This window comes from Burkholderia sp. AU31624 (genome assembly GCF_020420065.1).
Taxonomy (GTDB): Bacteria; Pseudomonadota; Gammaproteobacteria; order Burkholderiales; family Burkholderiaceae; genus Burkholderia.
In genome coordinates this window covers 541,934-566,762 of the sequence record NZ_JAIZRT010000002.1, presented here as the reverse complement: position 1 = coordinate 566,762, position 24,829 = coordinate 541,934, and the positions used below count along the sequence as shown (strand labels likewise).

Below are 24,829 nucleotides of genomic sequence, written 5' to 3'. Positions count from 1 at the left end.
TACGATCGGCTCCCGCATCGGCCCCTGTCGGATGCCGGACCGCACCGCGCGTCGCGCGGCGCGGCGCAAGCGCCACCTGCAGCCTGGCTGTCCGGCCGATCGACCCTGCCCGACGGCTTGTCGCTCCCGATATTCATGGGGTTGCTGCACCTCAAAAACAAACCGTCTGGTTGGTTTTTTTGCAAACCCGAAGCGGCAATGCCGCCCTGTTTCACCACCCTTCGCCCGGCTCCACCGGCGCGAATCCCGACCCGGAGCGTCAGATGAACCCCTTGTTCAAGTCCAGCCACCTGCTCAACGCCGCGCTCTGCGTCGTGCTCGCCGGATGCGCCGGCGTCCAGCCCGCCCGCTACAGCAGCATCGAATCGTCGCCGTACCTGCGCAGCGATCCGCAGGACAAGTCCGGGCGTGTGCCCTACCGCTACGCATTGCCGGCGGACTGGCACACGTACCGGAAGCTGATCCTCGACCCGGTGGCCATCTACCGCGGCACCGACCATCAGTTCGGCGACCTGTCCGACCAGGACAAGACGACGCTCGCCGCGTACATGGGCGACACGTTCGCGAAGAAGCTGAGCAAGCGCTTCGAGCTGACGAACACGCCGGGCCCCGGCACGCTGCGCGTGAAGCTGACGCTGACGGGCGCCGTGACGACGACCACGTTTGCCGGCGCATTCGCACACTTCGATCTCGCGGGCAACGTGTACAACGGCGTGCAGGCGATCCGCGGCCGCGAAGGCGCGTTCACGGGCTCGGTCATGTACGCGGTGGAGATCCGCGATGCCGCGACGAACCGGCTGATCAATGCGTACGTGACGAAGCAGTATCCGAATGCGATGAACATCGGCGCGAGTTTCGGTGCGCTCAGCGCGGCCAGGACGGGCATCGACAAGGGCGCCGATGCACTCGTCGCGCAATTCGACTGAAACCCGCCCGTACACGTTGGCCCGTGTGGCGCAGATGCGTGCCGGCCCGCTCGCGGGCGGCGCGCTTCTGGATCGCGCCGCTCGCAGCCGCCGCGCTCTGCATCGCATGGGGCATCACGTCGCTCGGCAACCGCGGGCCGACCATCACGATCGCCTTCGCGAGCGCCGACGGGCTGACAGCCGGCCGATCGACACTGCGGTTGCGCAACGTCGAAATCGGCCGCGTCACACACGTTCGCGCGTTGCGCGGGCAGCCGGGCGTGACGATCGATGTGCGACTGAACGCCGACGCGCACGCACTGGCGGTGGCGGACACACGCTTCTGGATCGTGCGGCCGCGCATCGGGCCCGGTGGCCTCTCCGGCCTCGATACGGTGCTGTCCGGTACGTATATCGCGGCCGCGCTCGGCCATTCGCGCGAACCGCGCACGACGTTTGCCGGGCTCGACACGCCACCGATCACGGAGGAAGGCGGCCGCCACTACACGCTGCGCGCGGCATCGCTCGGCTCGGTCGCGATCGGCTCGCCCATCTATCACCGGCGCGCACGCGTGGGCCAGGTGACCGGCTATGCGCTCGATGCCGACGGGCACGGTGTCACGATCGACGTGTTCGTCGCCGCGCCGTTCGATCGGGCTGTCGACGTCGACACGCGCTGGTGGCAGGCCGGCGGCCTCGGCCTGCAACTCGGCGCGGGCGGCATGAAGCTCGACACGCCGTCGATCGCCGCGCTGCTCGGCGGTGCCCTTGCGTTCGCCTCGCCGCCCGGGCGCGCATCGAGCATCCCAGCACCGGACGGCGCACGCTTTCGCGTGGCCGATGATGAAATCGACGCGACGCGCACGCCGAACGCGCAGCCCGCGCCCGTCGTGATGCGTTTCGATCGTTCGTTGCGCGGCCTCGAGGTCGGCGCGCCGGTGGAGTTTCGCGGCATCGAACTCGGCAACGTGACGGCTGTCGGCACCGAATACGATGCAGCGCGCGGCGACGTCACGATGCGCGTGACGATGGGGCTCTACCCCGACCGCCTCGGGCAGCGCTACCGCGACGTGCTCGGCAACGGCGAGTCCGAAGCCGGCAAGGCACTGCTGCGCACGCTCGTCGCGCGCGGCTTGCGTGGCCAGTTGCGCGTCGGCAACCCGATCGCAAACCGCTCGTATGTCGCGCTCGACATGTTCCCGAATGCCCTGCCCGTCTCCGTCGACACGAATCACGCGCCGATCGCGTTGCCGACCGTGCCCGGCACGCTCGACGTGCTGCGCGTACGGATGACCGATATCGCCGGCACGCTTTCCCGGTTGCCGCTCGATCGCATGGGTACGGATCTGAACGCAGCGCTCGCGAATACCAACGCACTGTTCGGGCAACTCGATACCGAACTCGCACCGCGTGCACGCATCGCGCTGGGCACCGCACGGCAATCCTTCACGGCCGCGCAGGCGATGCTCGCGCAACAAGGTGCGGATACATCGAACGTGCGCCGCACGCTGACGCAATTCGCGCAAACCTCGCGTGCGCTACGCGCGTTGGCCGACGATCTGGAGCAGCATCCGGAGTGGTTGTTGCCGGATGCATCGCGCACCACGCAACCGGCCGGTGCCGCGCATTCGGCACATCCGGCACGATAGACGCGTCGCGCGACGCCGATGCATTTTTACGACGGCCGCACGCTTCGCATGCCAAATTTCCCGTGCAGCAGTATGCTGATGTTGTACGGCCGCGCGCGACGCTTCGGGTAATCCCTTCGTTTGCACGTTGTCGCGCCGCCGTCGCGACCGCAATCATGCGTTGCAAGGAGGGATTCGTGATGGCAACCACGCATCAGCATTTCCACCTCGAACTACGGCACGCCACCGCGCCGACCTATTTCATCAGCTACCTGTTTCCCGCCTTGCTGTTCGTGTACGAACTGCTGCGCGTCGGCCAATGGATCCGCGATCACGGGATGCAATTCGCCGCGTTCAAGCAGATGGGTTACGAGTATTTGCTGATGCTGATGTTCGTCGGACTGCAGATCGTCGTCGAGGCGATCTTCCTGCTCGGCGCTGCAATGCGTCGCGACAATCGCGACTTCGAGCACCGGCTGCCGAATGTGGTCCTCGGGATCGGCCTCTCGATCGCCGTGCTCGCGATCGACCTCGCGATCCAGCTCGCGTTCTGACGGCCGGCGGGCACCTGCCCGCCGGTGGCAGCAGCGCTCAGGCGAGCGCGTCGCGCAGGAACGTCATCACGGCGGCCAGCACGTCGCCGGTTCGCTCGCGGTGCGGCATGTGCCCACACTGGCCGAGCAACAGATACGACGACGGCCCCGCGACGCGCGCGGCGATCCGCTTCGGATGCACGTCGGATCCATATTCGTCGTCTTCGCCGTGAATCGCGAGCGTCGCGCATTGCACGCGCGGCAAGTCGTCGTCGAGATTCCAGTCGCGAAACGCCGGCGACAGCCACGTGTCGACCCACGCGCGCAGCACCCATTCGGCCTTGTCGCCGTGATAGCGCGCGAGCCGGTCGAGCTGGCCCGGTTCGTCGAACTGCTGCCCCGCGTCGCGGATGCCGGCCAGCGTGCGATCCTCGACAAATGCCTGCGCGGCGATCGTCACCAGCGCGCGGCAACGCTCCGGATGCGCGGCCGCACACCCGACCGCCATCCCGCCGCCGACGCTGTGCCCGAGCGCGACGAACGCGTCGACGCCCAGTTGCTCGAGCAGCGCCGCGAACGCGTGATCGGCCTCGTCGCGCACGAACGTCGTGCCGAGTGTCCCCGGATGGCGATCGGAACGGCCGAAGCCGAGGCGGTCGTATGCGATCACGTCGCGCTGCGTGGCGCTCGCGAGCTGCGCGGGAAAGTCGCGCCACAGGTCGACGCAGCCGAGCGAATCGTGCAGCAGCACGATCGGTGCGGCCGGCTCAGGCGCGGCCGGCCCAGGTGCGCCTACATTCAACGCCCCCGCTGCCTGTTGCGCCAGACCACCGCGCCAGCGTTTCGCAAAGAGGCGCCCTTGCGGCGTCTCGACGGTTGTCTCCTCGAACGGGATATCGGTCATGTGTGTGTCGTCTGCATGAAAGCGGCCGCCCCTCGGCGGCCGTATCGAATCCTGCGATGTTGGCCCGCGCCCGCGTGCAGCGTCAAGCAAGCCCCCACCGCCCGCGCGTTCATTCGGGTTGCGGCGGCAGATACTCCATCTGCGCCTCGTCGTACAGCCGGTAGATCAGCGCCTGCATCGCGCGCAGATCCTCCGATTCGTCGAGCATCCGCATGCTCATGATGATCGGCGACACGAGGTTCGGATCGTCGAGCGGCTTGTAGCTGATGTCGTCGCGCTTCAGCCCGTACACGCTGTGCGGTACGACCGACACGCCCTCGCCCATCGCGACAAGGCCGAGCGCGATCTGCAGTTCGCGCGTCTCGTAGATCTTGCGCGGCTGCAACGCGCGATCGTGAAACGCCGCGAGCACCTGGTCCGCATAGCTCGGGCGCGGCGCCTTCGGAAAGATGATCAGCGTGTCGTTCACGAGATCGTGCAGCGACAGCACCGGCTTCGCGCTGTCGAGCGGATGGCCGACCGGCAGCGCGACGATCATCCGCTCCTCGCGCAGCACGACGCGCCGCACGCTCGGATCCTCGTGGCGGATGCGCCCGAAACCGACGTCGATGCGCCCTTCCTTCAGCGCCTTGATCTGGTCCATCGTCGACATCTCGTGCAGGCTCAGCTCGACCGCCGGATACTCGCTGCGAAAGCGCCGGATGATCTTCGGCAGCATCCCGTACAGCGTCGAACCGACGAAACCGACCGACATGCTGCGCTCGATCTTGCCGACCCGCTTCGTCATCGATTCGAGTTCGGTCGTCTGCGCGAGCAGCTGCACCGCGTGCGAATAGAAGAAGCGGCCCGCGTCGGTCAGCTTCAGCGGCCGTGCGTTGCGCTCGAACAGCGGCACGCCGAGCGCTTCCTCGAGCTGCTGGATCTGCCGGCTCAGCGGCGGCTGCGCGATATGCAGCCGTTCGGCCGCCCGCGTGAAATTCCGCTCTTCGGCGACCGCGACGAAGTAGCGGAGGTGTCTCAACTCCATGTTCGAATCCTCCCGGGCAGGCGACGGATGTTGATTCGGCACCGCGCACGGCGCGGGCGCCGGCCGTCCACACCGGCCCGGTCGGTCCCCTGCTTCCCGATCCCGTCACGATACCTCAGCCGGCACCGATCCCGGCGCGAACCGCATGGCGCGCGCAGCAGCGGCCGGCACCGCGCAAAGCAAAACGGGAAGCCGCAACGCTTCCCGTTCGTTCACCGATACCGCGCCGCGGCACCGTGTGGGCCGAGCATCACACCTCGGTCGCGTAGAGCGCGTCGCGCTGCGCGTCGCTCAGCGAGTCGAGCGGCACGTCCGGCAGTTTGTAGCAGATCATCGTGCCGTACAGTTCCGCGAGGCAATTGCTGCCGGCGTCGAGCGCGTAGCCGTCCTCGCCGTCCGGCGCCGGCGGGTACACTTCGCGCCACGCGTTGATCGCGGCTTCGAGTCGCACGATGGAAACGGGTCCGGCCTTCCGCTCGGCGGGTGATGCGCTCATGGATTCCTCTGGGTTGCGCGCTCCGCGGGCCGGATCGGCCCGGATGGAACGATGAAAACGCCGGGCGTTTCGCCGGCCGCCGCCTGTCGCGCGCGCCGGATGCCGATCCGCGCGGCGCGCCTCGCGCCGGCCGGGCCGTGGCCCGGTAGGGTCGGGCAATATAACCGGCTTTGACCCCGTACAGGCAAAAGCCGGGCAAAAAAAACGGGAAGCGCAAGGCTTCCCGTTTCGTCGTACGTCACGCGGCCACGCGCCGCGCCCGCGTCAGCCCGCGGTTTCGCGGTTCGCCACCGGCTGCCGCTGCGCGCCACGGCTCGCGGCGATCCACGGCGCGATTTCCATGTCTTCGTAGCGCACGAAGCGGCTCTTCTTCAGGAACCGGAAGCCGAGCCACACGACCAGGAACAGCGGAATGCCGACGTAGGTCGCGGCGACGCCCGCCCAGTCGATCCGGTTCGCGAGGAACGCCTGGTAGTCCTGGCCGAGCGCGATCACGAGGCACAGCACGAACGCGAACAGCGGGCCGAACGGGAACCACTTCGACTGGTACGGCAGCTGGTCGAGCGCATAGCCCTGCTTCACGTAGCCCTTGCGGAACCGGTAGTGGCTGACCGCGATGCCGAGCCACGCGATGAAGCCGGTCATCCCCGACGTGTTCAGCAGCCACAGGTACACGGTCTTGTCGCCATACAGCGACGTGAAGAAGCACAACGCGCCGACGGCCGTCGTCGCGTACAGCGCATTGCGCGGCACGCCGCCCGCCGACAGCTTCGCGAAGATCTTCGGCGCGCGGCCTTCGGTCGCGAGGTTGTAGAGCATCCGCGTGGACGCGTACATGCCCGAGTTGCCGGCCGACAGCACGGCCGTCAGGATCACCGCGTTCATCACGCCGGCCGCGAACGCAAGGCCCGCGTGGCGGAACACGAGCGTGAACGGGCTCACGCCGATGTCGGTCACGTCCGTCTTCAGCAGGTTCGGGTCGGTATAGGGAATCAGCACGCCGATCACGAAGATCGCGAACACGTAGAACAGCAGGATCCGCCAGAACACCTGGCGCACCGCGCGCGGGATCGTCGTGCGGGGGTTTTCCGATTCGCCCGCCGCGACGCCGATCAGCTCGGTGCCCTGGAACGAGAAGCCCGCGATCATCGCGACGCCCATCAGCGCCGGCAGGCCACCCGCGAACGGTGCGTCGCCGATCGTCAGGTTGCCCCAGCCGTTGCTCGGCGCGCCCTTCAGAATGCCGAAGATCATCAGCAGGCCGACGCCGATGAACGCGACCACGGTGACGACCTTGATCAGCGCGAACCAGTATTCGGCTTCACCGAAGCCGCGCACGGTCAGCGCGTTGAGCAGGAACATCACGCCGAGGAACGCCGCGCTCCACCACACGCCCGGCACGTTGGGAAACCAGTAATGCATCACGAGCTGCGCGGCGACCAGCTCCACCGCGATCGTTACGGCCCAGTTGTACCAGTAGTTCCAGCCGAGCGCGAAACCGAAGCCTTCGTCCACGTACTTCGCGCCGTAGGTCGCGAACGAGCCCGACACCGGCATGAACGCGGCCATTTCGCCGAGGCTCGTCATCAGGAAATAGACCATCAGGCCGATCGCCATGTACGCGACCATCGCGCCGCCGGGGCCGGCCTGCGAGATCGACGCGCCGGACGCGACGAACAGGCCCGTGCCGATCGAGCCGCCGATGGCGATCATCGTCAGGTGGCGCGCCTTCAGCGCGCGATGAAGCTTGGGTGGGTTCGCTGACGAACCGGATGGGTCGGATTTCGGAATTGCGGACATAAACGAGACGAACGTTGAGCGGGCCGGCATCCGTAGCCGGCGCATGCGAAATCGGAGCGCGGTGCGCGTCCTGCGATGCATTCGATGCGGCCCCGATACGCGTTGCGCGGCGGGCGCCTGCGGCGAAGCGCGGATTCTACCTGATTCGTCACGGGGACAGCTCAGGTGCCGCCGCCCGCCGCCGCCGCGGAGACTGCACAGAATCAAGGGGTTGGCCGCGTCGAACCGGGCCGCCGTCGCAGGTCGGCTCAAAAAAACCGCGCAATGGATGGTTATCCGGTTCTCCGCCCCCATCGATGCCCCATCGCAATCCGCCCGATACCGCGCCAGTACGCATAATCGCCGGGTAATCACGGGATTATTCAGACAATACGACCGATATCGACGATTGATTCAAATCAAATACCCTTCCGTAAAGCGGTAATGCTGCGTAACAATTTGGAATCGCCGGATCCGCATGCATGTTTTGCATGCACACGCGAATCTCCGGAATTCGCGAGATAATGCGCCCCGATTCAAAATAAACAGCGTACGGAATCGCCAACGACGCGAAAATCCGCCGCCCGCCCCCCATCGAGGATGAAGTCACTCACGCTGCCCGCCGCGCTGCGCCGCCATACCGCGTCGATCGTGGCACGCATTCTGTCGCCCCGCGGCGTACTCGTGGCGGGGATCGCGCTGCTGATGTTCAGCTGGGGGCTTTCCACGTCGCTTTTAATCGAGGCGCGGCGCGATGCATACGACCATGCGGTCGAAAATGCACGCAACCTGATGCTGCTGATCGAGCGCGATATTGCGCGCAATATCGAGCTCTACGATTTGTCGCTGCAGAACGTCGTCGACGGCGTTACCGATCCTGAACTGGCGGCCCTGCCCCCGCACCAGCGCCACCGCCTGCTGTTCGACCGCGCGGCGACCGGCGAGTATCTCGGGTCGATCTTCGTGATGGACGCGCTCGGCAATATCGTGATCGATTCGAGCGCATCGCCCGCCCGGCAAGGCAATTTCGGCGACCGCGACTATTTCGCCGTCCATCGCGACCAGCTCGCCCAGGGCCTCTACATCAGCCGGCCGTATGCGTCCCGGCTGCGCGGCGGCGCCTTGACGATCGCCCTCAGCCGCCGGATCAACCGGCCCGACGGCGCGTTCGCCGGCATCGTCGTCGGCACGCTCAGCATCGACTACTTCCGCGCGCTGCTCGACGGCCTGGCGGTCGGCAAGCACGGCAGCGCGGCGATCGTCGAGGACAACGGCACGCTTGTATCGCGCCTGCCGTACGACCCGCACGTGGTCGGCCTCGACCTGCACAGCTCGCCGCTGTTCATCGAATCGCAGCGCGCCCGCGACGGCGCGCTGGCCGGGGTCGGCACGATCGACGGCATCCGGCGCATCTATGTTTACAAGCATCTCGCCGCCCTGCCGCTGATCGTCGACGTCGCGCCCGCCGAGGTCGACATCTACGCGTCGTGGCACCACCGCGCGATCTGGACCGTCGTGCTGATGTGCCTGTTCACCGGGTTCATCGCGTGGGGGTCGCTGGCGCTGTCGCGCGAACTGAAGCGCCGCCAGGTCGCCGAATCGAAGCTGTACCGGCTCGCGCACACCGATGCGCTGACGGGCCTCGACAACCGCGGCACGTTCGACACGGTGCTCGCGAAGGAGGCGCAGCGTGCGTCGCGCAGCGGCCGCCCGCTGTCGGTGCTGTTCGTCGACGTCGATCACTTCAAGGCATTCAACGACTATTACGGCCATCCGGCCGGCGACGACGTGCTGCGGCGCGTCGCGCAAACCGCCTCGCGCTGCCTGCGCCGCGACAGCGATCACGTCGCGCGCTACGGCGGCGAGGAATTCGTCGTCACGCTGCCCGACACCGATGCGCCAGGCGCGTTGACCGTCGCCGAGGGCATCCGGCGCGCGATCGCGGCGCTCGACATCGAGCACGCGAAAAGCCCGTACGGGCGCGTCACGGCGAGCATCGGCGCGGCGACCGCCACCGACGGCCGCGTGAACGCCGCGACGCTCCTGCAGCGGGCCGACGAGGCGCTGTACCGCGCGAAGTCCGGCGGCCGCAATCGCGTGCTGGAGGCGCAGCCGAGCGCCGCCGGCGCATGACGTCGCCGTGACGTGGCGTGAAGTCGCACCGCGGCCGGCCGGGCCGGATGACCGCACCGTGGACAGTCCTCCCGTGTTCGGTTAGCGTGACACCTGCTGCGCACGCGGCGCGGCGCCGGCCCGCGCAGGCCGCCGTGCGCGTTCCAGCCACTCCCGTTCCGCCATGACCACCCCGTTCCCTGCCCGGCTGCCGCCGTTCCTGCGTCACGCGCTCCGCCCGCTGCTCGAGCCGTACCGCCGCTACCGGCACGCGAAGCTGATCCATGCGGCGCGCGTCTCGCTCGCGATTCTCGTGTCGATCGCGCTGTCCACCGGCCTGAACGTGCCGCACGGCGAGTGGTCGACGATCACCGTGCTGATCGTCGTCGGCGGGCTGCAGCACCACGGCAACATCCGCAAGAAGGCGGCCGAGCGCGCGCTCGGCACGTCGATCGGCGCGCTGGCGGGGCTCGGGCTGATCCTCCTCTACTCGTTCCTGCACGCACCGTTCGCGATCTACCTGCTGATGGCCATTGGGTGCGGTATCTGCGCGTATCACGCGATCGGCAAGGCCGGCTACATCGCGCTGTTGTCGGCGATCACGATGGTGATCGTCGCCGGGCACGGCGACAACGAGATCGTCGACGGCCTGTGGCGCGCGGTGAACGTGCTGGTCGGCATCGCGATCGCGCTCGCGTTCTCGTTCGCGCTGCCGCTCTATGCCACCTACTCGTGGCGCTACAAGCTCGCCGATGCGCTGCGCGCGTGCGCGGCCGTGCATGCGCGGCTCGCGGGCGACCGCCAGGTCAGCGACGACGCGCACCTGAAGGAAATGGCCGCGCTGAGCGCGCTGCTCGTCCAGCTGCGCTCGCTGATGCCGTCGGTGTCGAAGGAATGCGAGACGTCGATGATGCAGCTCGAGGCGATCCAGCGCAGCCTGCGCCTGTGCATCGGCTATCTGGAGATCCTGTCGAGCGCGGTGCCGGCCCGCGACGACATCGCGGCCCGCGAGTACATGCGCGTCGACATGAAGGCCGTGAACCGGCGCATCCGCGACACGCTGGTCGGCGCGAGCCGCGCGCTCAAGTTCGGCACGCCGAGCCGGCTCGCCCCGCGCCGCCGGCCGACGGACGTGCCGCACGACGCGCCGCCGCCGCAGTTGTCCGGCTACGTGTCGATCACGGCCAAGCTGGCCGGGGAAGTCGATCAACTGCGCGAGAAGCTGCTCGACACCGCGCAGTCGTGGAACATCTGACGTCGGCGGGGATCCGGGGCTTCGCGCGCGCGCCCGTCTTTCATATACCTTTCAGCTTGACATATCGGCATCCTGACGGCGGGCCGCCCCACCCGTCAGCCGATCCGGCCCCGGAAACACGGCCCGCGCCGGGCGCGTCGATGCCTGTTTCTGCCGCGATTTCGCACCGGCGAGCGCGGTATTCTCCACCCGGCTCACCGCCCGCCAGGCCCGCCGCGACAGGCTCGACGACGGTTCCGCGCGAAAATCAGCCCTTGCCCCAACCTCCCGGACAGCCGATACTCGCATATTCCGCGAAATACGATCCCACCGGCTTCAATCCACGGTAATTCCTATGAGCACGATTCTCGAAAGCCTCCCGACCGGCCAGAAGGTCGGTATCGCCTTCTCCGGCGGCCTGGACACCAGCGCTGCATTGCACTGGATGAAACTCAAGGGCGCCGTCCCGTACGCATACACGGCGAACCTCGGCCAGCCCGACGAAGACGATTACGACGCGATCCCGAAACGCGCGATCGAATACGGCGCAGCCGGCGCCCGCCTGATCGACTGCCGCGCGCAGCTCGTCGCCGAAGGCATCGCGGCGCTGCAAAGCGGCGCGTTCCACATCACGACGGCCGGCGTCACGTACTTCAACACCACGCCGATCGGCCGCGCCGTGACGGGCACGATGCTCGTCGCCGCGATGAAGGAAGACGGCGTCAACATCTGGGGCGACGGCAGCACGTACAAGGGCAACGACATCGAGCGCTTCTACCGCTACGGCCTGCTCGTGAACCCGGATCTGAAGATCTACAAGCCGTGGCTCGACCAGACGTTCATCGACGAGCTCGGCGGCCGTGCCGAAATGTCCGAATTCATGAACCAGGCCGGTTTCGCGTACAAGATGTCGGCCGAGAAGGCCTACTCGACCGATTCGAACCTGCTCGGCGCGACGCACGAAGCGAAGGATCTCGAAAGCCTCGAAAGCGGCATCAAGATCGTGAACCCGATCATGGGCGTCGCGTTCTGGCGCGACGACGTGAAGATCGCCGCCGAAGAAGTGACGGTGCGCTTCGAAGCCGGCCAGCCGGTCGCGCTGAACGGCGTCGAGTTCACCGACCCGGTCGAGCTGCTGCTGGAAGCGAACCGCATCGGCGGCCGCCACGGCCTCGGCATGAGCGACCAGATCGAGAACCGCATCATCGAGGCGAAGAGCCGCGGCATCTACGAAGCCCCGGGCCTCGCGCTGCTGTACATCGCGTACGAGCGTCTCGTCACCGGCATCCACAACGAAGACACGATCGAGCAGTACCGCGAGAACGGCCGCCGCCTCGGCCGCCTGCTGTACCAGGGCCGCTGGTTCGACCCGCAGGCGATCATGCTGCGCGAAACCGCACAACGCTGGGTCGCACGCGCGATCACCGGCGAAGTGAAGATCGAACTGCGCCGCGGCAACGACTACTCGATCCTGAGCACGAAGTCGCCGAACCTCACGTACCAGCCGGAACGCCTGTCGATGGAGAAGGTCGCATCGACGTTCTCGCCGCGCGACCGGATCGGCCAGCTGACGATGCGCAACCTCGACATCACCGATACGCGCGACAAGCTGCGCGTGTACTCGCAAGTCGGGCTGCTGACGCCGGGTGAAGCGTCGGCGCTGCCGCAGATCAAGGGCGACGAGAAGTAAGTCGCTTCGCTCGACGCCGTGCCGCATCGCTGGATGCGGTTCGGTTGGGCAGGCTGGGTGGGCGGATCCTCTTCTTCGCGCACGCAGCCTGCCGCTTCCTCCGCCTCTCCCCCGCCTTTCCGCTTTCCCCTCCGCAATCGCATCGCCCCGCGTGCCGTAACAACGGCACGGCATCGCCGCCCCCGTCATGGCAAGCTGCGAGTGTTCCGATTTCTGCGCCGACTCATGACCGCCCTCACAGTCATCCACCTGAACGGCCCGATCAACAGCGGCAAGACGACGATCGGTCTCGCGCTCGCACGCGCGCTGCCCGACGCGCGCTTCATCGACGGCGACGATCACGATGCCCCCGTAGACGCGCCGTTCGACGTGCAGTGGGCGATCGCGCTCGAACGTCTCGTCACGCAGATCACCCACGCACGTGAGCGTCATCTGGTCATCGCCTATCCGATCGGCGAAACGGAGTTCGAGCGGCTGCGCGCCGCCCGAAGCGGTCGCAGCGTCGAATCGCGGCTCGCGTGCGCTGACGGACTGGGAGCGCAACCGGATCGCCGAGATGTATCGCGAAGGCTATGCGTCGCGGCCGTTCAGCCAGATGGTGCTCGATACGTCCGATGCAACGCCCGATGCTTGTGCGGCGCGTATCGCGCAACACGTCGCGGCGACGGAGTCGTAACCGGCACATCTGCCCGCACCCTTCACGCCGGCACGCGGATACCTCGCAGCAGCCGGCGAAAGACAGCTTCTCCGGCCAAAATAGGAAAACGTTTACTCTCCCGACACTTCTTGCTAGCATCGTCCTCGATCGGCTTGAGCGCGTTCACGGAAAGCCGATTGCAAGCCTTGAAAATCCCGCAATTCCCGGCATCACTGTTTCAACCTTCGAGCCTCATCTGCTTTCTGTATTTTGGAGTGAATCCTGCGGGCAACCGATCTCGCTTCAACGATCAGGCGCCCGAATAGGAAAACGTTATCCACAACGTGGTGCCCAGCCACGGACCATCAGAGAGAGACACCATGAAGAACAGGATCATCCCGTGCGTCGTCGCCGTTCTGTCCGTTGCGTGCCTGTCCGCGTGCGGCGGCGACGATCCGGCCAGCCCGGCCGCCGCCGCCCGCCAGCAGGCCACCGTGATGGCGCTCAGCCCGTCGAACCCGCCCGGCTCGAACTTCAACCTCGCGCCGTTCACGCTGCAGTTGCCGACCGGCTCGTCCGGCAAGGTCGACACCGTGAGCGGCTCGTCGCTCGCGGGCGGCTACGTGAACCCGACGTATTTCTACACGGACGGTAGCGACGGATCGATGGTGATGATGGACCCGACGCAGGGCTGGACGACGTCCGGCTCGCTGCATCCGCGCACCGAGTTGCGCGAGAACGCGATCTGGCCAACCTCCGGCACCAACCGGCTGAACGCGACGGTGGCCGTCACGCAGGTGCCCGACCACACGACGATCGGCCAGATCTTCCAGGGCACCGGCCCGAGCAAGCCACTGTGCGAGCTGCAGTTCACGTCCGGCGGCGTCGTGCAGTTGCTGCTCGAAAGCACCAACCAGGGCGGCAAGTCGACGACCACGCCGATCACCACGGTCGGCGTCGGCCAGAAGTTCAGCTACGCGCTGAGCCTGAGCGGCACGACGATCACCGTCACCGCGAACGGCACGACCAAGACCTTCACGATGGATTCGAGCTTCGATGGCGAGAGCTTCTACTTCAAGGCGGGCGACTACGACCAGACGGCCGTGTCCGGCACGCCGCTGACGACGCCCGGCACCGTCGTGAAGTTCTATGCGCTGACGCTCACGCATAGCTGATCGCGCGGCACGACGCATGAAGCCGGACGGGCGCACGTCATGCGCGACCGTCCGGCGTTTCGATGCACACGTCGCGCTTACGAGTGATGCCGCACGCCCGGCACGGCGGCTTGCCTCGCGCCCTTGCGGCTCAACATCAGCGTGACGACCGCCGACACCGCGAGCGTGCCCGCCACCACGTAGAGCCCCGCCGCATACCCGCCCGTCACGTGCTTCAACCAGCCGATCGCGAACGGCCCGACGAACCCGCCGAGATTGCCGATCGAGTTGATCATCGCAATGCCCGCCGCCGCGCCGGCGCCGGACAGGAACGCGCTCGGCATCGCCCACAACGGCGCCTTCGCGGCGCTGATCCCGATGTTGACCACGACCAGCGCGAGCACGGTCAGCAGCGCTGTGCTCGCCTGCCCCGCGAAAACGAAGCCGATGCACGCGAGCACGCACGGAATCACGACGTGCCACGTGCGCTCGCCGGTACGATCCGAATGCCGCGCCCACGCGATCATCGCGACGACGGCGGCGATGCTCGGGATCCCGGTGAGCAGGCCCGTCTGCAGCGCGGTGAAGCCGAACTGCTTGACCATCAGCGGCGCCCAAAGGCCTAGCGTATACAGCCCCGCCGACGTGCCGAAGTAGATCAGCGCGAGCGCCAGCACGCGCGGGTCGCGCAGCGCCTGCCACGCGCCGGCCGTATGCCCGGCATGCGTGTGGCGCGCATCGGCTTCGGCTTTCAGCTTCGCGACCAGCCAGTCGCGCTCGTCCGCGCGCAGCCACGCCGCCTTCGACGGCGCATCGGTCAGGCACCTGAGCACGACGAAGCCGAGCACGACCGCCGGCAGCGCTTCGACGATGTACAGCATCTGCCAGTCGGCGAGCCCGAACATCGGCGGCATCTGCATGATCGCGCCCGACAACGGCGAACCGATCGCGGTCGAGATCGGCGCGGCCGCCATGAACCACGCGGCGGCCACCGCGCGCTGCTTCGCGGGAAACCACAGGCTCAGGTACAGGATGATGCCGGGGAAGAACCCGGCTTCGGCCACGCCGAGCAGGAAGCGCAGCACGTAGAAGCTCGTCGGCCCGGCCGCGAATGCGGACACGGCCGACACGATCCCCCACGTGATCATCACGCGCGCGATCCAGATACGCGCGCCGACGCGATGAAGAATCAGGTTGGACGGCACCTCGAACAGGAAGTAGCCGATGAAGAACAGGCCGCCGCCGAACCCGAACGCGGTCGGCGACAGGCCAATCGCCTTGTTCATCGTCATCGCGGCGAAGCCGACGTTGACGCGATCGAGAAAGCTGACGAAGTAAAGCAGCATCACGAACGGAATGATGCGCCACATCAGTTTCCGCGCGACGCGGGTTTCCAGATCCGCTTGCATGTGTCTCCTCCTTCGAGGTCGAGCCGGCTAGTCGTCGAGTCGTGCTCGGTGGTTGAATGCTCGCCGGCGCCGCGACGAAGCGCGTGGGCCGGCGCGCCCGGCTCGCGTCGGGCGCGCGAGTCTCGGGGCAGGAAAATCCGGGGACGATGAACGGGCGACGCCCGGTAACCGGTTGCGCTCGCGCGCCGCCGCGGGTCGCTGGCCGCCATGTCGCGGCCCGCCTGCCCATCTCCGCGCCTGTCGTCAGGCGGCGACCGCCGCGTTCGCGACGCGCTCGCACACGGCCGCCGTCACCTGCGCGGTCGTCGCGCTGCCGCCGAGATCGCGCGTATGCAGCGACGGGTCGGCCGTCACCGCCTCGATCGCCTGCATCACCCGCGCGGCGGCGGCCGTTTCGCCGAGGTGCTCGAGCAGCATCACGACCGACCAGAACGTGCCGACCGGATTCGCGAGCCCCTTGCCCATGATGTCGAACGCGGAGCCGTGGATCGGCTCGAACATCGACGGATAGCGGCGCTCGGGATCGATGTTGCCGGTCGGCGCGATGCCGAGGCTGCCGGCGAGCGCGGCCGCGAGATCGCTGAGGATGTCCGCATGCAGGTTGGTCGCGACGATCGTGTCGAGCGACGCCGGCCGGTTGACCATGCGCGCGGTCGCTGCATCGACGAGTTCCTTGTCCCACGTCACGTCGGGGAATTCCTGCGCGATCTGCTTCGCGATCTCGTCCCACATCACCATCGCGTGGCGCTGCGCGTTGCTCTTCGTGATCACGGTCAGCAGCTTGCGCGGGCGCGACTGCGCGAGCCGGAACGCGAAGCGCATGATGCGTTCGACGCCGGCACGCGTGAGGATCGACACGTCGGTCGCGGCCTCGATCGGATGGCCCTGGTGCACGCGGCCGCCGACGCCCGCATATTCGCCTTCCGAGTTCTCGCGGACGATCACCCAGTTCAGGTCGTCGGGCCCGCAGCGCTTCAGCGGCGCGTCGATGCCGGGCAGGATGCGCGTCGGGCGCACGTTCGCGTACTGGTCGAAGCCCTGGCAGATCTTCAGGCGCAGCCCCCACAGCGTCACGTGATCGGGCACGTCGGGGTCACCCGCCGAGCCGAACAGGATCGCGTCCTTGCCGCGCAAGGCGTCGAGGCCGTCGGCCGGCATCATCGCGCCGTGCCGGCGGTAGTAGTCGGCGCCCCAGTCGAAATCCTCGAACTCGAACGCAAAGCGGTCGCTGCCGCAGGCCAGCGCTTCCAGCACTTGCTTGCCGGCAGGCACGACTTCCTTGCCGATCCCGTCGCCGGGAATCGTTGCGATACGGTAGGTCTTCATGCGCACATCCTCGATTGATCGTCAGCGTGAAGGCACTTTACCGAACCAGAAGTACAGGAACCGGTGCTAGACTCAAAGCATCTTTAACTTTAATTCACGAATCCCGTCATGGCGGATACCGTCCAGCCGGCCGATCTCGGCTTCTTCTCGACGCTGGCCGCGTCGGGCAGCCTGAGCGCGGCCGCGCGCGAACTCGGGCTGACCGCGGCGGCCGTCAGCAAGCGGCTCACGCAGATGGAGCGGCGCGCGGGCGTGACGCTCGTGAACCGCACGACGCGGCGGATGATGCTGACGCCGGAAGGCGACGTGTATCTCGACTACGCGCGCCGGATCCTCGACCAGATGGACGAGCTCGGCGAACTGCTCGGCAGCGCGAAGCAGCACCCGAAGGGGCTGCTGCGCGTGAACGCGACGCTCGGTTTCGGGCGTAACCAGGTCGGCCCCGCGATCTCTCGCTTCGTCGCGCGTTATCCGGAGGTGTCGGTGCAGCTGCAGTTGTCGGTGATGCCGCCGCCGCTCACCGACGACGCGTTCGACGTATGCATCCGCTTCGGCGAGCCGCCCGATACGCGGGTCGTCGCGCGACGGCTCGCGCCGAACCGCCGGCTGCTGTGCGCGGCGCCCGCGTATCTCGCGCGGCACGGCACACCGGCGACGCCGCACGACCTGACGCGGCACAACTGCATCGGCATCCGGCAGGGGGACGAAGGTTACGGAATCTGGCGCCTGACGAGCGGGCGCGGCGCGGCACGCCACACGGAGGCCGTGCGCATCAACGGCAACCTGACGACGAACGACGGCGAGATCGCCGTGAAATGGGCGCTCGACGGACACGGGATCCTGATGCGCGCGGAATGGGATCTGCGCGACTACCTCGCCGACGGTCGCCTGGTCGTCGTGCTGCCCGATCATGAGACGCCGAGCGCCGACATCTATGCGGTGTATGCGCAGCGTCACCAGATGTCCACGCGGATTCGGGCGTTCGTCGATTTTCTGGCGGAAGAGCTGGGGCGGTGATCGGGACGCACGAAACGACGTCCGTCGACTCAGGAGAGACCAACGTGCGGCTCGGTCAAAAGCGCCAATATTTCAGCTATTTCGTCAAAAAATCGCCAGGATATCGGCACCTTCATATGAGCCGGCCGCGCCCGGCCGCCGCCGTCCGCTTCGCCACGGCAACCCGGCGGGATCATCGATCCGCTTGCGCCATCTCGTCGGTCAAGCGCGCGCACCCACGACGATTGCGAACCGTCGACCGCGCCTGACTCGACACTTGCTGATCAAGCTGCGGCCATCTGGGCGTCCACCTGATCAACCCTGTCCGCGGCGCCCACCGTCGGCCGCCACACCCGTGCGGTGATCAGGCCCGCATGGCCGCTCACCGCCGCCTCGAAACGCTCGGCGATCCAGTCGACGAACGCGCGCACGCCGGGCGACACATGCGGCCGCTTCACGTAGACGGCCGACACCGCGATCGCGTCGGGCCGCCAGCGCGGCAGCACTTCCCGCAACCGCCCCGCGTCGATCAGCGGCTGCGCGGCGACGCGCGGCGGCTGGATCAGCCCGAGGCCGTGCATGCCGCACGCCAGATACGCTGGCTCGTCGTCCACGCTGACGATTCCGTCCATCCGCACCTTGCGCACCGCCCTATCGACGAGGAAATCGAGTTCAGCCGTGCGCTGCCCCGGCACGGACGACATGCCAACCGCGCGATGCGAGCCCAGATCGTCGAGCGTGCGCGGCACGCCGTGGCGGTCGAGATACGCAGGGCTCGCGCACGTCACGCGCTCGAGCATGCCGAGCCGGCGCGCGACGAGCGACGAATCGGGCAGTTCGCCGAGCCGGACACTGCAGTCGATCGCATCGCCGACGCGATCGGCCGCGCGCCCGGATACCCCCAGCGTCAGCATCAGATCGGGATGCCGCGCATGAAACGCGCCGAGCGCCGGCAGCACGATCGCGTTCGCGACCGCCGCCGGCAGCTCGACGCGCAGCGGCCCGCTCGGATGCAGCGCGGCGCCGCGAATGCTGGCTTCGAGTTCGTCGACATCGGCCGTGATGCGCACGCAGCGCCGGTAATACGCATCGCCTTCGGGCGTCGCCCGCAGCGCGCGTGTCGTACGCACCAGCAAAGGCATGCCGAGCGCCGTTTCGAGCTCCTGCACGGTTCGCGTCGCGGTGGCGCGCGAAATGCCGAGCGCCTGCGCCGCACGCGTAAAGCTGTTCATTTCGACGATGCGCGTGAAGATGCGCATCGCGCGGATCGGATTGTCCACCGGACACCCCTGCATGTGTGCCGCATGCCGCGGCGCGCTTGCGCCGTGCATGCGTATCGAGGAACGCCGCGCCGCCGGCGCGGCAGAGACGGTTCAGCCGTTCGCCGCCGCGGCGCCGCGCGCCGGCTGGTCGAGCAGCCGCTGCGCCAGCGCGAGCGCGTCGTCGCGGGTGGCTGCCGCGTTCAGCGGATAGCCCCATACCTTCTCGAACGCACCCGAGAATGCGTTGAGCGCCACGCGCCGCGCCGCATCGGGCTCGATCGCGATCATCGCGGGGATCCATTCGCGCGACTGCGCGCGGTTGGCCTTGCTCCACTTCGCGAGCTGCTTGCGCAGTTCGTGATCGTCCGGGCCGCGATCGTCGCCGGACGGCGCGTCGTCGGTCAGAAGAACGAACGGTTCGCGACGCGCCAGCAACGCGTCGAGTTCGGCGATCAGGCGGGCGGGATCGGTGTGCGTCGAACCGGTGTAACGCAACCAGACAAACGGGAATTCAGTCGTGACGATTTGCATGTCAGCCTCCAGATGAGAACGATTCTCATTTTATGGATCGAGGCCTGTGGCGTCATTTATCGTGCCGGCCAACCGCTTGTTCAATCCGGCCAACCGCGCACGCGTGGCGGTGCGGCCTTCGTCGTTCAGCGTTGCCGGTCGGTCAGGAATTGCGTCGGCGACTTGCCGGTCGCCTTGCGGAACATCGTCACGAAGCTGCTCGCGCTCTCGTAGCCGAGATCGATCGCGATCTGGTGCACGCGGCGGCCGGTCGTCAGCATCCGCAGCGACAGCGCGACGTGCAGCCGCCGGCGCCAGTCGCCGACGCTCATCCCGAGCTCCTTCGCCGCGAGCCGCGTCAGGCTGCGCTCGCTGATGCCCACGCGTCGCGCGAGTTCGGCCAGCGGCGACTTGTCGGCCGGGTCGTCGAGCAGATGGTCGATCAGCTTGCGCAGCCGCCGGTCGGCCGGCATCGGCAGGTACAGATCCTCGACCGGCGCCGCGACGAGTTCGTCGAGCAGCGTCGCGATCAATCGCCCCTGCGGCCCGTCGACGTCGTACAGGTTCGGGAAGCTCGCCGCCTTCAGCAGCAGCTCGCGCAGCAGCGGCGACACCGACAGCGTGCAGCAGCGCACCGGCAGGTCGAGCGCGGCGTCGGGTTCGACCAGCACCGCGTAGAACGTCGCGCCGGCCGAGCCGCGCGCCGAATGCGGGACGTCGCCGGGAATCCACACCATGCATTGCGGCGGCGCGCTCCACACGCCGCCGTCGACCTCGCAGTAGATGACGCCGCTCAGCGTATAGAGCAGTTGTGCCTGCGGATGGCTGTGCCGCTCCAGTCGCCATTCGGGCTCGACGACCGAGCCGCCGAACACGACGAGCGGACGCGGCACGTGGAAGAATTCGTCATCCGCTGCGGGATCGGTGGTCGGTGGAAGCTCGCGCATGAAACGATGGACGATGGAGGAAGCCGGACGCGCTGCCCGCGCGTCCTTTCGTGCTTATACCAGAAAGGGGCCGGTGCGGCCGTGCGGTTGCCCGGGCCGCGTCTGCAGTCGGGCGGCGAAACGAATACAATGCCCCGATCCCCCGCCGCTGCGCCCACCTGCCGGAGCCGCCATGTTCGACCTGACCACGCTGACCACCTTCACGGCCGTCGTCCTGGGCCTGTTCCTGATTCCCGGCCCCGCCGTGCTGCTCGTGCTGAGCCGCACCGTGCAGGGTGGCCGCAAGACCGGCATCCTGACCGGCCTCGGCGTTGCCAGCGGCGACTTCGTGCACACGCTGTTCGCGGCCGTCGGCCTGTCGGCGCTGCTGATGACGTCGGCGCTCGCGTTCAACGTCGTGAAGGTGGTCGGCGCCGCGTACCTGATCTATCTCGGCGTGCGCGCGCTGATCGAGAAGCCGTCCGATCCGTCGCTGCCGAGCGTGTCGCCGGTCACGCCGCTCAAGGCGTACCTGCAGGCGATTCCCGCCGAAGTGCTGAATCCGAAGACCGCGCTGTTCTTCCTCGCATTCATGCCGCAGTTCGTGCATCCGGAACGCGGCTCGACGTTCGTGCAGTTCGCGGTCCTCGGGCTGATCTTCGTCGTGCTCAGCTCGCTCTACACGACGCTGATCGCGTGCTCGATCCGCCCGCTCGGCCGCATCGTGAAGCGGCTCACGTGGCTCACCCGCTGGCAGGGGAAGATCATCGGCTCGATCTTCATCGCGCTCGGGCTGCGCGTGGCGGTGCAGCAGCGCTGACACGCGCGGCCGCATGACGCCAGCCGCCGTGCCCGCCGGCGAAACCCTCTACACCGACCCGCGCCTCGTCGCGCTCTACGACCTGTTCAACGCGGGCGACCAGGACTTCGCGTTCTACGCGTCCGTGATCGGTGCCGCGCGGCAACGCATCCTCGATCTCGGCTGCGGCACCGGCACGTTCGCGCGCCGGCTCGCGGCAGCCGGGCACGACGTCGTCGCGATCGATCCCGCGCCGGCGATGATCGAATACGCCCGACGCCAGCCACGCGCCGACACCGTGCGCTGGCTCGCGGGCGGGCTCGACAGCCTGCCGCCCGATGCACCGCCGTTCGAGGCGGTCGTGATGACCGGGCATGCGTTCCAGTGCCTGCTGACCGACACCGAAATCGACGCGACGCTGCGCGCCGTGCGGCGCGCGCTCGCGGACGGCGGCCGCTTCCTGTTCGACACCCGCAATCCGCGCATCCAGCCGTGGCGTGCATGGACGCCGGAGCATTCGGCACGCAGCGTCGAGTCGCGCGAAGCGGGCATCGTCGATCTTCATCACGCGGTGCGCTCGGTGGACGATGCGATCGTGACGTTCGACACCCACTACCGCTTCCGCCGCGACGACACGGTGCTGACGAACACGAGCCGGCTGCGTTTCGTCGCGCAACCCGACCTGCGGGCACGCGTGATCGCAGCCGGATTCTCGTCGGCCAATTGGCACGGCGACTGGCGGCACGCGCCGTTCGACGCTGCGACCAGCGCGGAGATCATCGCGATCTGCCGCGCGTGAGTGCGTGCGCGCGCTGCTACCGCGTCAACCCGCCACGGGCAGCGTGTCCACCGCATACGCATGCCGCAGCGTGCGCCCCAGCACCGGATCTTCCAGCTCGATCTCGAACCGCTCGGCCGGCCGGATACCGCCGATCGCCGCGAGCGTGCCGCACAGCATCGCGGTGCCGTCGACGAAGCGGCCGTCATGGCGTGCGAACTGCGCGAGCAGGTCGTCCGGCGCGCGCATCGCGGTCACCTTGCCCTCCTGATACAGCACGCGCTCGCCGTCGATCGTCGCGTACGCGCGCAGCACGAGCTGATCCCAGTGCCCGGCCACGTCGTCGAACTTCCACAGCGTGTTCGCGCACGGCTTCCCGCACATCTGCTTCGACACGGTGATCCCGTAGGTCTCGACTTCACGATCGGTGTGGTCGGACGCGATGCCAACGAAGGTTTCGCCGCCGTCGCGCAGCAGCACGAATTCCGCTTCGCCGCTGCTCTGCCCGCCCGACACCTGGATCGCGGGCGACGGGTCGAGACGATCGGCCGCGACGCGGTAAAACACGGGCGTCGTCGCCGGGCGCTTGACGCCGAGTTCCTCCAGCTCGCGGATGTGCTGCTCCATGGCGAGCGTGTCGCCGCCGGTCCAGCCCGCGATCACGAGCGTGTCGATCGCGATCGCGCGCTCGGTCCGGCCATCGCGACCGTCGATCGCGAACGTGATGGTTTTCATCGAATGCTCCTCGTGGCGGGCAGCGCACGCGCTGCGGGCTGCCGCCCGCCTTGTGTCGTGGATCGGCCGCGCTTACGCCGGGTCGTAGTAGTGGATCTCCAGCAGCACGCAGCCGCCGTTCGACTTGAACGGGCCGTGCCATGCGCCGGGCGGACGCACCGCGTACGTGTAGCCCTTGAACGGCGTACCGCCGTTGCCGTGCTCGTCGTTGCCGACGGTCAGGTCGCCCTCGACGAGAAACACCTCTTCCCAGTAGTCGTGCACGAACGGCTTCTTCGTATGCAGCCCGGCCGGCAGGCGCAACAGGCGCGTGCGGCTGCCGCGCTTGCGCTCGGTGTCGAGCGCGCCGGACAGGATCAGCTCCTGCGCGCCGGACGCGGGGTCATAGCCTTCCGGCAGCCGCCAGTCGCGCTGCATGTCCAGCGTATGGAATTCGTCGTGAAGCTTGTTGATGGCCATCTGTCTCTCCTGTGGCGATAGCGGATGAATCGGATGCAAGGTGACGCGTCAGGCGGCGCGCGGCGTCGACAGTTCCTGGTTCAGCGAATAGCTGCCGAGCATCGAATCGACGAGATGCGACGCGCGCTGCCAGTCGTACGTGCGATACGCGTGCCCCTTCGTGACGAACGACGCGCCGGCATAGAACAGCTCGTACTGGTTGTGGCGCGACGCGAATTCGGAGCCGACCGCATCCCACGCGAGCTTGAAGAACTTCACGCGTTCCTCGGACGAACACACGGGCGACTTCTGCGTCTTCTCGATGATGCGCAGCAGGTCGGGATTCTCGAAATCGCGCACGCTGGACGGCAGCATGATCATTCCGCCGCCGGCGAGCTCGCGCAGCGTGTTGAGCACCTTCGAATAGAGCTGCTGCGTGACGACCTGCGAGCCGTACAGCATGTTGCGGTCGGGCACGTAGAAGCCGTTGACGACGGTGCCCTTCGCTTCCATTCCGTAGACCCACGCCTCGACCATCGACGCTTCGGCCGCGAGCTGGCCCAGCGTTTCGCGCACCTGCGGGAACGTATTCGTGCCGTTGACCTCGGAGATCTTCAACCCGAGCCCGACGAGGAAGCGCAGCTTCGTCATCAGCCGCACCTGGCATTGGTAGTTCTGGTACACGTGCGCGGGCGTCGCGTGGAACTGCTTCGCGCACATCGCCGTGTTGCCGGCGACGAAGATCCGTTCCCACGGCACCTTCACGTCGTCGAAATACAGCACCGCGTCGTTCTCGTCGAAGCGGCTCGACAGCGGGTTGTCGAATACCGACGTCGCGTTCTCCTCGTATGACTTGCGCGACAGGATCTTCATGCCCTTCGCGTTCATCGGCACCGCGAACGACAGCGCGTACATCTCGTCGCCTTCGCGCAGCGGCTGGATGCAGCTGCAGAACACCTCGTTCGCCATGATCCCGCTCGTCGCGAGCATCTTCGCGCCGCGCACCGTGATGCCTTCGGCATCCTGATCGACGATGCCGACCGCGAGGTACTTGTCCTCCTGCTCGTGTGCGGACTTCGACTGGTTCGCCTGCGGATTCACGATCACGTAGGTCAGGAACAGGTCGTTGTCGCGCGCATGGCGGTAGTAGTCGCGCAGCGCGCCCGCGCGCGCCGGATCGTATTGCTCGAACACGTCGGCGCCCATGAACATGCCGGAAAGACAGGATGCGACGTGATCCGGCGAACGCCCCATGAAGCCGTAGTGCAGTTCCGACCACGCTTCCAGCGCGGCACGGCGCTCGACGAGTTCGTCATAGGAAGTCGGCAGCTGCCAGATCCGGCTGACGCGGTTGCCCGAATCGGGCGAGACGAACGTCATCTTCTCGACGTTCTCGTCGCGCGCCTGGTAGTCGTACAGGCTCGCGTAGCTGCGGATCGAATTGCGAAATGCCGCGTGCGCGGTCACGTCGCCGACCGGCTGGCCGTTCAGGTAGACCTGCCGGCCGTCGCGCAGCGACGCGATGTGCTGAGTCCCGTTCTTGATCATGGT

Annotated in this window: 22 protein-coding genes and 1 pseudogene; 11 read left to right on the top strand and 12 right to left on the bottom strand. The window is 67.5% G+C overall.

The window, feature by feature from the left end; all coding sequences use genetic code 11:
* The first annotated feature begins 263 nt into the window (after positions 1–263).
* From LGM89_RS07855 to LGM89_RS07845, 3 genes are all read left to right on the top strand, one after another.
* Positions 264–926, top strand: a complete 663-nt coding sequence (locus tag LGM89_RS07855; RefSeq protein WP_089474336.1) for a DUF3313 domain-containing protein — start codon at positions 264–266, stop codon at positions 924–926.
* Positions 927–964: 38 nt separating this feature from the next.
* On the top strand, positions 965–2,554 hold the full coding sequence (locus LGM89_RS07850) for an intermembrane transport protein PqiB (RefSeq protein WP_226272779.1): 1,590 nt from the start codon (positions 965–967) through the stop codon (positions 2,552–2,554).
* A 179-nt stretch (positions 2,555–2,733) separates the two neighbouring features.
* Complete coding sequence (locus LGM89_RS07845) at positions 2,734–3,087, top strand: hypothetical protein (protein ID WP_089497520.1); 354 nt, start codon at positions 2,734–2,736, stop codon at positions 3,085–3,087.
* Between the two features lie 37 nt (positions 3,088–3,124).
* Here LGM89_RS07845 and LGM89_RS07840 read toward each other — a convergent pair whose 3' ends face one another.
* From LGM89_RS07840 to LGM89_RS07825, 4 genes are all read right to left on the bottom strand, one after another.
* The gene (locus tag LGM89_RS07840) at positions 3,125–3,970 is read right to left on the bottom strand and encodes an alpha/beta fold hydrolase (protein ID WP_226272778.1); all 846 of its coding nucleotides are present in this window, start codon (positions 3,968–3,970) and stop codon (positions 3,125–3,127) included.
* 109 nt (positions 3,971–4,079) lie between these two features.
* The gene (locus LGM89_RS07835) at positions 4,080–4,997 is read right to left on the bottom strand and encodes a LysR family transcriptional regulator (protein WP_011355987.1); all 918 of its coding nucleotides are present in this window, start codon (positions 4,995–4,997) and stop codon (positions 4,080–4,082) included.
* A 250-nt stretch (positions 4,998–5,247) separates the two neighbouring features.
* Positions 5,248–5,493: a DUF3717 domain-containing protein gene (locus LGM89_RS07830; protein ID WP_089497522.1), complete on the bottom strand. Its 246-nt coding sequence runs from the start codon at positions 5,491–5,493 to the stop codon at positions 5,248–5,250.
* Positions 5,494–5,757: 264 nt separating this feature from the next.
* Complete coding sequence (locus LGM89_RS07825) at positions 5,758–7,293, bottom strand: amino acid permease (RefSeq protein WP_089497523.1); 1,536 nt, start codon at positions 7,291–7,293, stop codon at positions 5,758–5,760.
* Between the two features lie 579 nt (positions 7,294–7,872).
* Here LGM89_RS07825 and LGM89_RS07820 point away from each other — a divergent pair.
* From LGM89_RS07820 to LGM89_RS07800, 5 genes and pseudogenes are all read left to right on the top strand, one after another.
* Positions 7,873–9,405 (top strand): sensor domain-containing diguanylate cyclase, encoded by a 1,533-nt coding sequence (locus LGM89_RS07820; protein ID WP_226272777.1) that lies wholly within the window; start codon positions 7,873–7,875, stop codon positions 9,403–9,405.
* Between the two features lie 163 nt (positions 9,406–9,568).
* On the top strand, positions 9,569–10,639 hold the full coding sequence (locus LGM89_RS07815) for an FUSC family protein (protein WP_089497525.1): 1,071 nt from the start codon (positions 9,569–9,571) through the stop codon (positions 10,637–10,639).
* A gap of 334 nt (positions 10,640–10,973) precedes the next feature.
* Positions 10,974–12,308, top strand: a complete 1,335-nt coding sequence (argG, locus tag LGM89_RS07810) for an argininosuccinate synthase (protein ID WP_069250949.1) — start codon at positions 10,974–10,976, stop codon at positions 12,306–12,308.
* 225 nt (positions 12,309–12,533) lie between these two features.
* A pseudogene (locus tag LGM89_RS07805) lies at positions 12,534–12,984 on the top strand (shikimate kinase).
* A gap of 341 nt (positions 12,985–13,325) precedes the next feature.
* Positions 13,326–14,120 (top strand): polysaccharide lyase family 7 protein, encoded by a 795-nt coding sequence (locus LGM89_RS07800; RefSeq protein WP_226272776.1) that lies wholly within the window; start codon positions 13,326–13,328, stop codon positions 14,118–14,120.
* A gap of 77 nt (positions 14,121–14,197) precedes the next feature.
* Here the strand turns inward: LGM89_RS07800 and LGM89_RS07795 are convergent, their stop codons facing one another.
* Together LGM89_RS07795 and LGM89_RS07790 are read right to left on the bottom strand one after the other, a co-directional pair.
* Positions 14,198–15,508 (bottom strand): MFS transporter, encoded by a 1,311-nt coding sequence (locus LGM89_RS07795; RefSeq protein ID WP_226272775.1) that lies wholly within the window; start codon positions 15,506–15,508, stop codon positions 14,198–14,200.
* Positions 15,509–15,751: 243 nt separating this feature from the next.
* Complete coding sequence (locus tag LGM89_RS07790; RefSeq protein ID WP_226272774.1) at positions 15,752–16,834, bottom strand: tartrate dehydrogenase; 1,083 nt, start codon at positions 16,832–16,834, stop codon at positions 15,752–15,754.
* Positions 16,835–16,942: 108 nt separating this feature from the next.
* On the opposite strand from LGM89_RS07790, the gene LGM89_RS07785 reads away from it, so the two are divergent.
* Positions 16,943–17,851, top strand: a complete 909-nt coding sequence (locus tag LGM89_RS07785) for a LysR substrate-binding domain-containing protein (protein WP_226272773.1) — start codon at positions 16,943–16,945, stop codon at positions 17,849–17,851.
* A gap of 263 nt (positions 17,852–18,114) precedes the next feature.
* Here the strand turns inward: LGM89_RS07785 and LGM89_RS07780 are convergent, their stop codons facing one another.
* From LGM89_RS07780 to LGM89_RS07770, 3 genes are all read right to left on the bottom strand, one after another.
* The gene (locus LGM89_RS07780) at positions 18,115–19,110 is read right to left on the bottom strand and encodes a LysR family transcriptional regulator (RefSeq protein ID WP_226272772.1); all 996 of its coding nucleotides are present in this window, start codon (positions 19,108–19,110) and stop codon (positions 18,115–18,117) included.
* A gap of 93 nt (positions 19,111–19,203) precedes the next feature.
* Positions 19,204–19,623, bottom strand: coding sequence for an ATP--cob(I)alamin adenosyltransferase (locus tag LGM89_RS07775; protein WP_226272771.1), 420 nt, complete (start codon positions 19,621–19,623; stop codon positions 19,204–19,206).
* A 125-nt stretch (positions 19,624–19,748) separates the two neighbouring features.
* Positions 19,749–20,549 (bottom strand): AraC family transcriptional regulator, encoded by an 801-nt coding sequence (locus LGM89_RS07770; RefSeq protein ID WP_089497532.1) that lies wholly within the window; start codon positions 20,547–20,549, stop codon positions 19,749–19,751.
* Positions 20,550–20,721: 172 nt separating this feature from the next.
* On the opposite strand from LGM89_RS07770, the gene LGM89_RS07765 reads away from it, so the two are divergent.
* Positions 20,722–21,348 (top strand): LysE family translocator, encoded by a 627-nt coding sequence (locus LGM89_RS07765; RefSeq protein ID WP_069250940.1) that lies wholly within the window; start codon positions 20,722–20,724, stop codon positions 21,346–21,348.
* Positions 21,349–21,361: 13 nt separating this feature from the next.
* Complete coding sequence (locus tag LGM89_RS07760; RefSeq protein ID WP_226272770.1) at positions 21,362–22,126, top strand: class I SAM-dependent methyltransferase; 765 nt, start codon at positions 21,362–21,364, stop codon at positions 22,124–22,126.
* A 24-nt stretch (positions 22,127–22,150) separates the two neighbouring features.
* Here LGM89_RS07760 and LGM89_RS07755 read toward each other — a convergent pair whose 3' ends face one another.
* The 3 genes from LGM89_RS07755 to LGM89_RS07745 all read right to left on the bottom strand — a co-directional run bounded on the left by LGM89_RS07755 (position 22,151) and on the right by LGM89_RS07745 (position 24,826).
* Entirely contained in the window at positions 22,151–22,840 is a 690-nt protein-coding gene (locus LGM89_RS07755; RefSeq protein WP_226272769.1) for a DUF2848 domain-containing protein, read from the bottom strand.
* 72 nt (positions 22,841–22,912) lie between these two features.
* Positions 22,913–23,299 carry a hypothetical protein gene (locus LGM89_RS07750; RefSeq protein WP_011356002.1) on the bottom strand — a complete coding sequence of 129 codons (387 nt, stop codon included), beginning with the start codon at positions 23,297–23,299 and terminating at the stop codon, positions 22,913–22,915.
* Positions 23,300–23,347: 48 nt separating this feature from the next.
* Positions 23,348–24,826, bottom strand: coding sequence for a 4-hydroxyphenylacetate 3-hydroxylase family protein (locus LGM89_RS07745; RefSeq protein WP_089432263.1), 1,479 nt, complete (start codon positions 24,824–24,826; stop codon positions 23,348–23,350).
* Positions 24,827–24,829: the final 3 nt, after the last annotated feature.

Excerpts from the sequence above, each read along its gene's own strand:
- LGM89_RS07855 (WP_089474336.1), top strand. The coding sequence starts at position 264 with ATGAACCCCTTGTTCAAGTCCAGCCACCTGCTCAACGCCGCGCTCTGC.
- LGM89_RS07845 (WP_089497520.1), top strand. The coding sequence starts at position 2,734 with ATGGCAACCACGCATCAGCATTTCCACCTCGAACTACGGCACGCCACC.
- LGM89_RS07840 (WP_226272778.1), bottom strand. The coding sequence starts at position 3,970 with ATGACCGATATCCCGTTCGAGGAGACAACCGTCGAGACGCCGCAAGGG.
- LGM89_RS07835 (WP_011355987.1), bottom strand. The coding sequence starts at position 4,997 with ATGGAGTTGAGACACCTCCGCTACTTCGTCGCGGTCGCCGAAGAGCGG.
- LGM89_RS07830 (WP_089497522.1), bottom strand. The coding sequence starts at position 5,493 with ATGAGCGCATCACCCGCCGAGCGGAAGGCCGGACCCGTTTCCATCGTG.
- LGM89_RS07825 (WP_089497523.1), bottom strand. The coding sequence starts at position 7,293 with ATGTCCGCAATTCCGAAATCCGACCCATCCGGTTCGTCAGCGAACCCA.
- LGM89_RS07820 (WP_226272777.1), top strand. The coding sequence starts at position 7,873 with ATGAAGTCACTCACGCTGCCCGCCGCGCTGCGCCGCCATACCGCGTCG.
- LGM89_RS07815 (WP_089497525.1), top strand. The coding sequence starts at position 9,569 with ATGACCACCCCGTTCCCTGCCCGGCTGCCGCCGTTCCTGCGTCACGCG.
- argG (WP_069250949.1), top strand. The coding sequence starts at position 10,974 with ATGAGCACGATTCTCGAAAGCCTCCCGACCGGCCAGAAGGTCGGTATC.
- LGM89_RS07800 (WP_226272776.1), top strand. The coding sequence starts at position 13,326 with ATGAAGAACAGGATCATCCCGTGCGTCGTCGCCGTTCTGTCCGTTGCG.
- LGM89_RS07795 (WP_226272775.1), bottom strand. The coding sequence starts at position 15,508 with ATGCAAGCGGATCTGGAAACCCGCGTCGCGCGGAAACTGATGTGGCGC.
- LGM89_RS07790 (WP_226272774.1), bottom strand. The coding sequence starts at position 16,834 with ATGAAGACCTACCGTATCGCAACGATTCCCGGCGACGGGATCGGCAAG.
- LGM89_RS07785 (WP_226272773.1), top strand. The coding sequence starts at position 16,943 with ATGGCGGATACCGTCCAGCCGGCCGATCTCGGCTTCTTCTCGACGCTG.
- LGM89_RS07775 (WP_226272771.1), bottom strand. The coding sequence starts at position 19,623 with ATGCAAATCGTCACGACTGAATTCCCGTTTGTCTGGTTGCGTTACACC.
- LGM89_RS07770 (WP_089497532.1), bottom strand. The coding sequence starts at position 20,549 with ATGCGCGAGCTTCCACCGACCACCGATCCCGCAGCGGATGACGAATTC.
- LGM89_RS07765 (WP_069250940.1), top strand. The coding sequence starts at position 20,722 with ATGTTCGACCTGACCACGCTGACCACCTTCACGGCCGTCGTCCTGGGC.
- LGM89_RS07760 (WP_226272770.1), top strand. The coding sequence starts at position 21,362 with ATGACGCCAGCCGCCGTGCCCGCCGGCGAAACCCTCTACACCGACCCG.
- LGM89_RS07755 (WP_226272769.1), bottom strand. The coding sequence starts at position 22,840 with ATGAAAACCATCACGTTCGCGATCGACGGTCGCGATGGCCGGACCGAG.
- LGM89_RS07750 (WP_011356002.1), bottom strand. The coding sequence starts at position 23,299 with ATGGCCATCAACAAGCTTCACGACGAATTCCATACGCTGGACATGCAG.
- LGM89_RS07745 (WP_089432263.1), bottom strand. The coding sequence starts at position 24,826 with ATGATCAAGAACGGGACTCAGCACATCGCGTCGCTGCGCGACGGCCGG.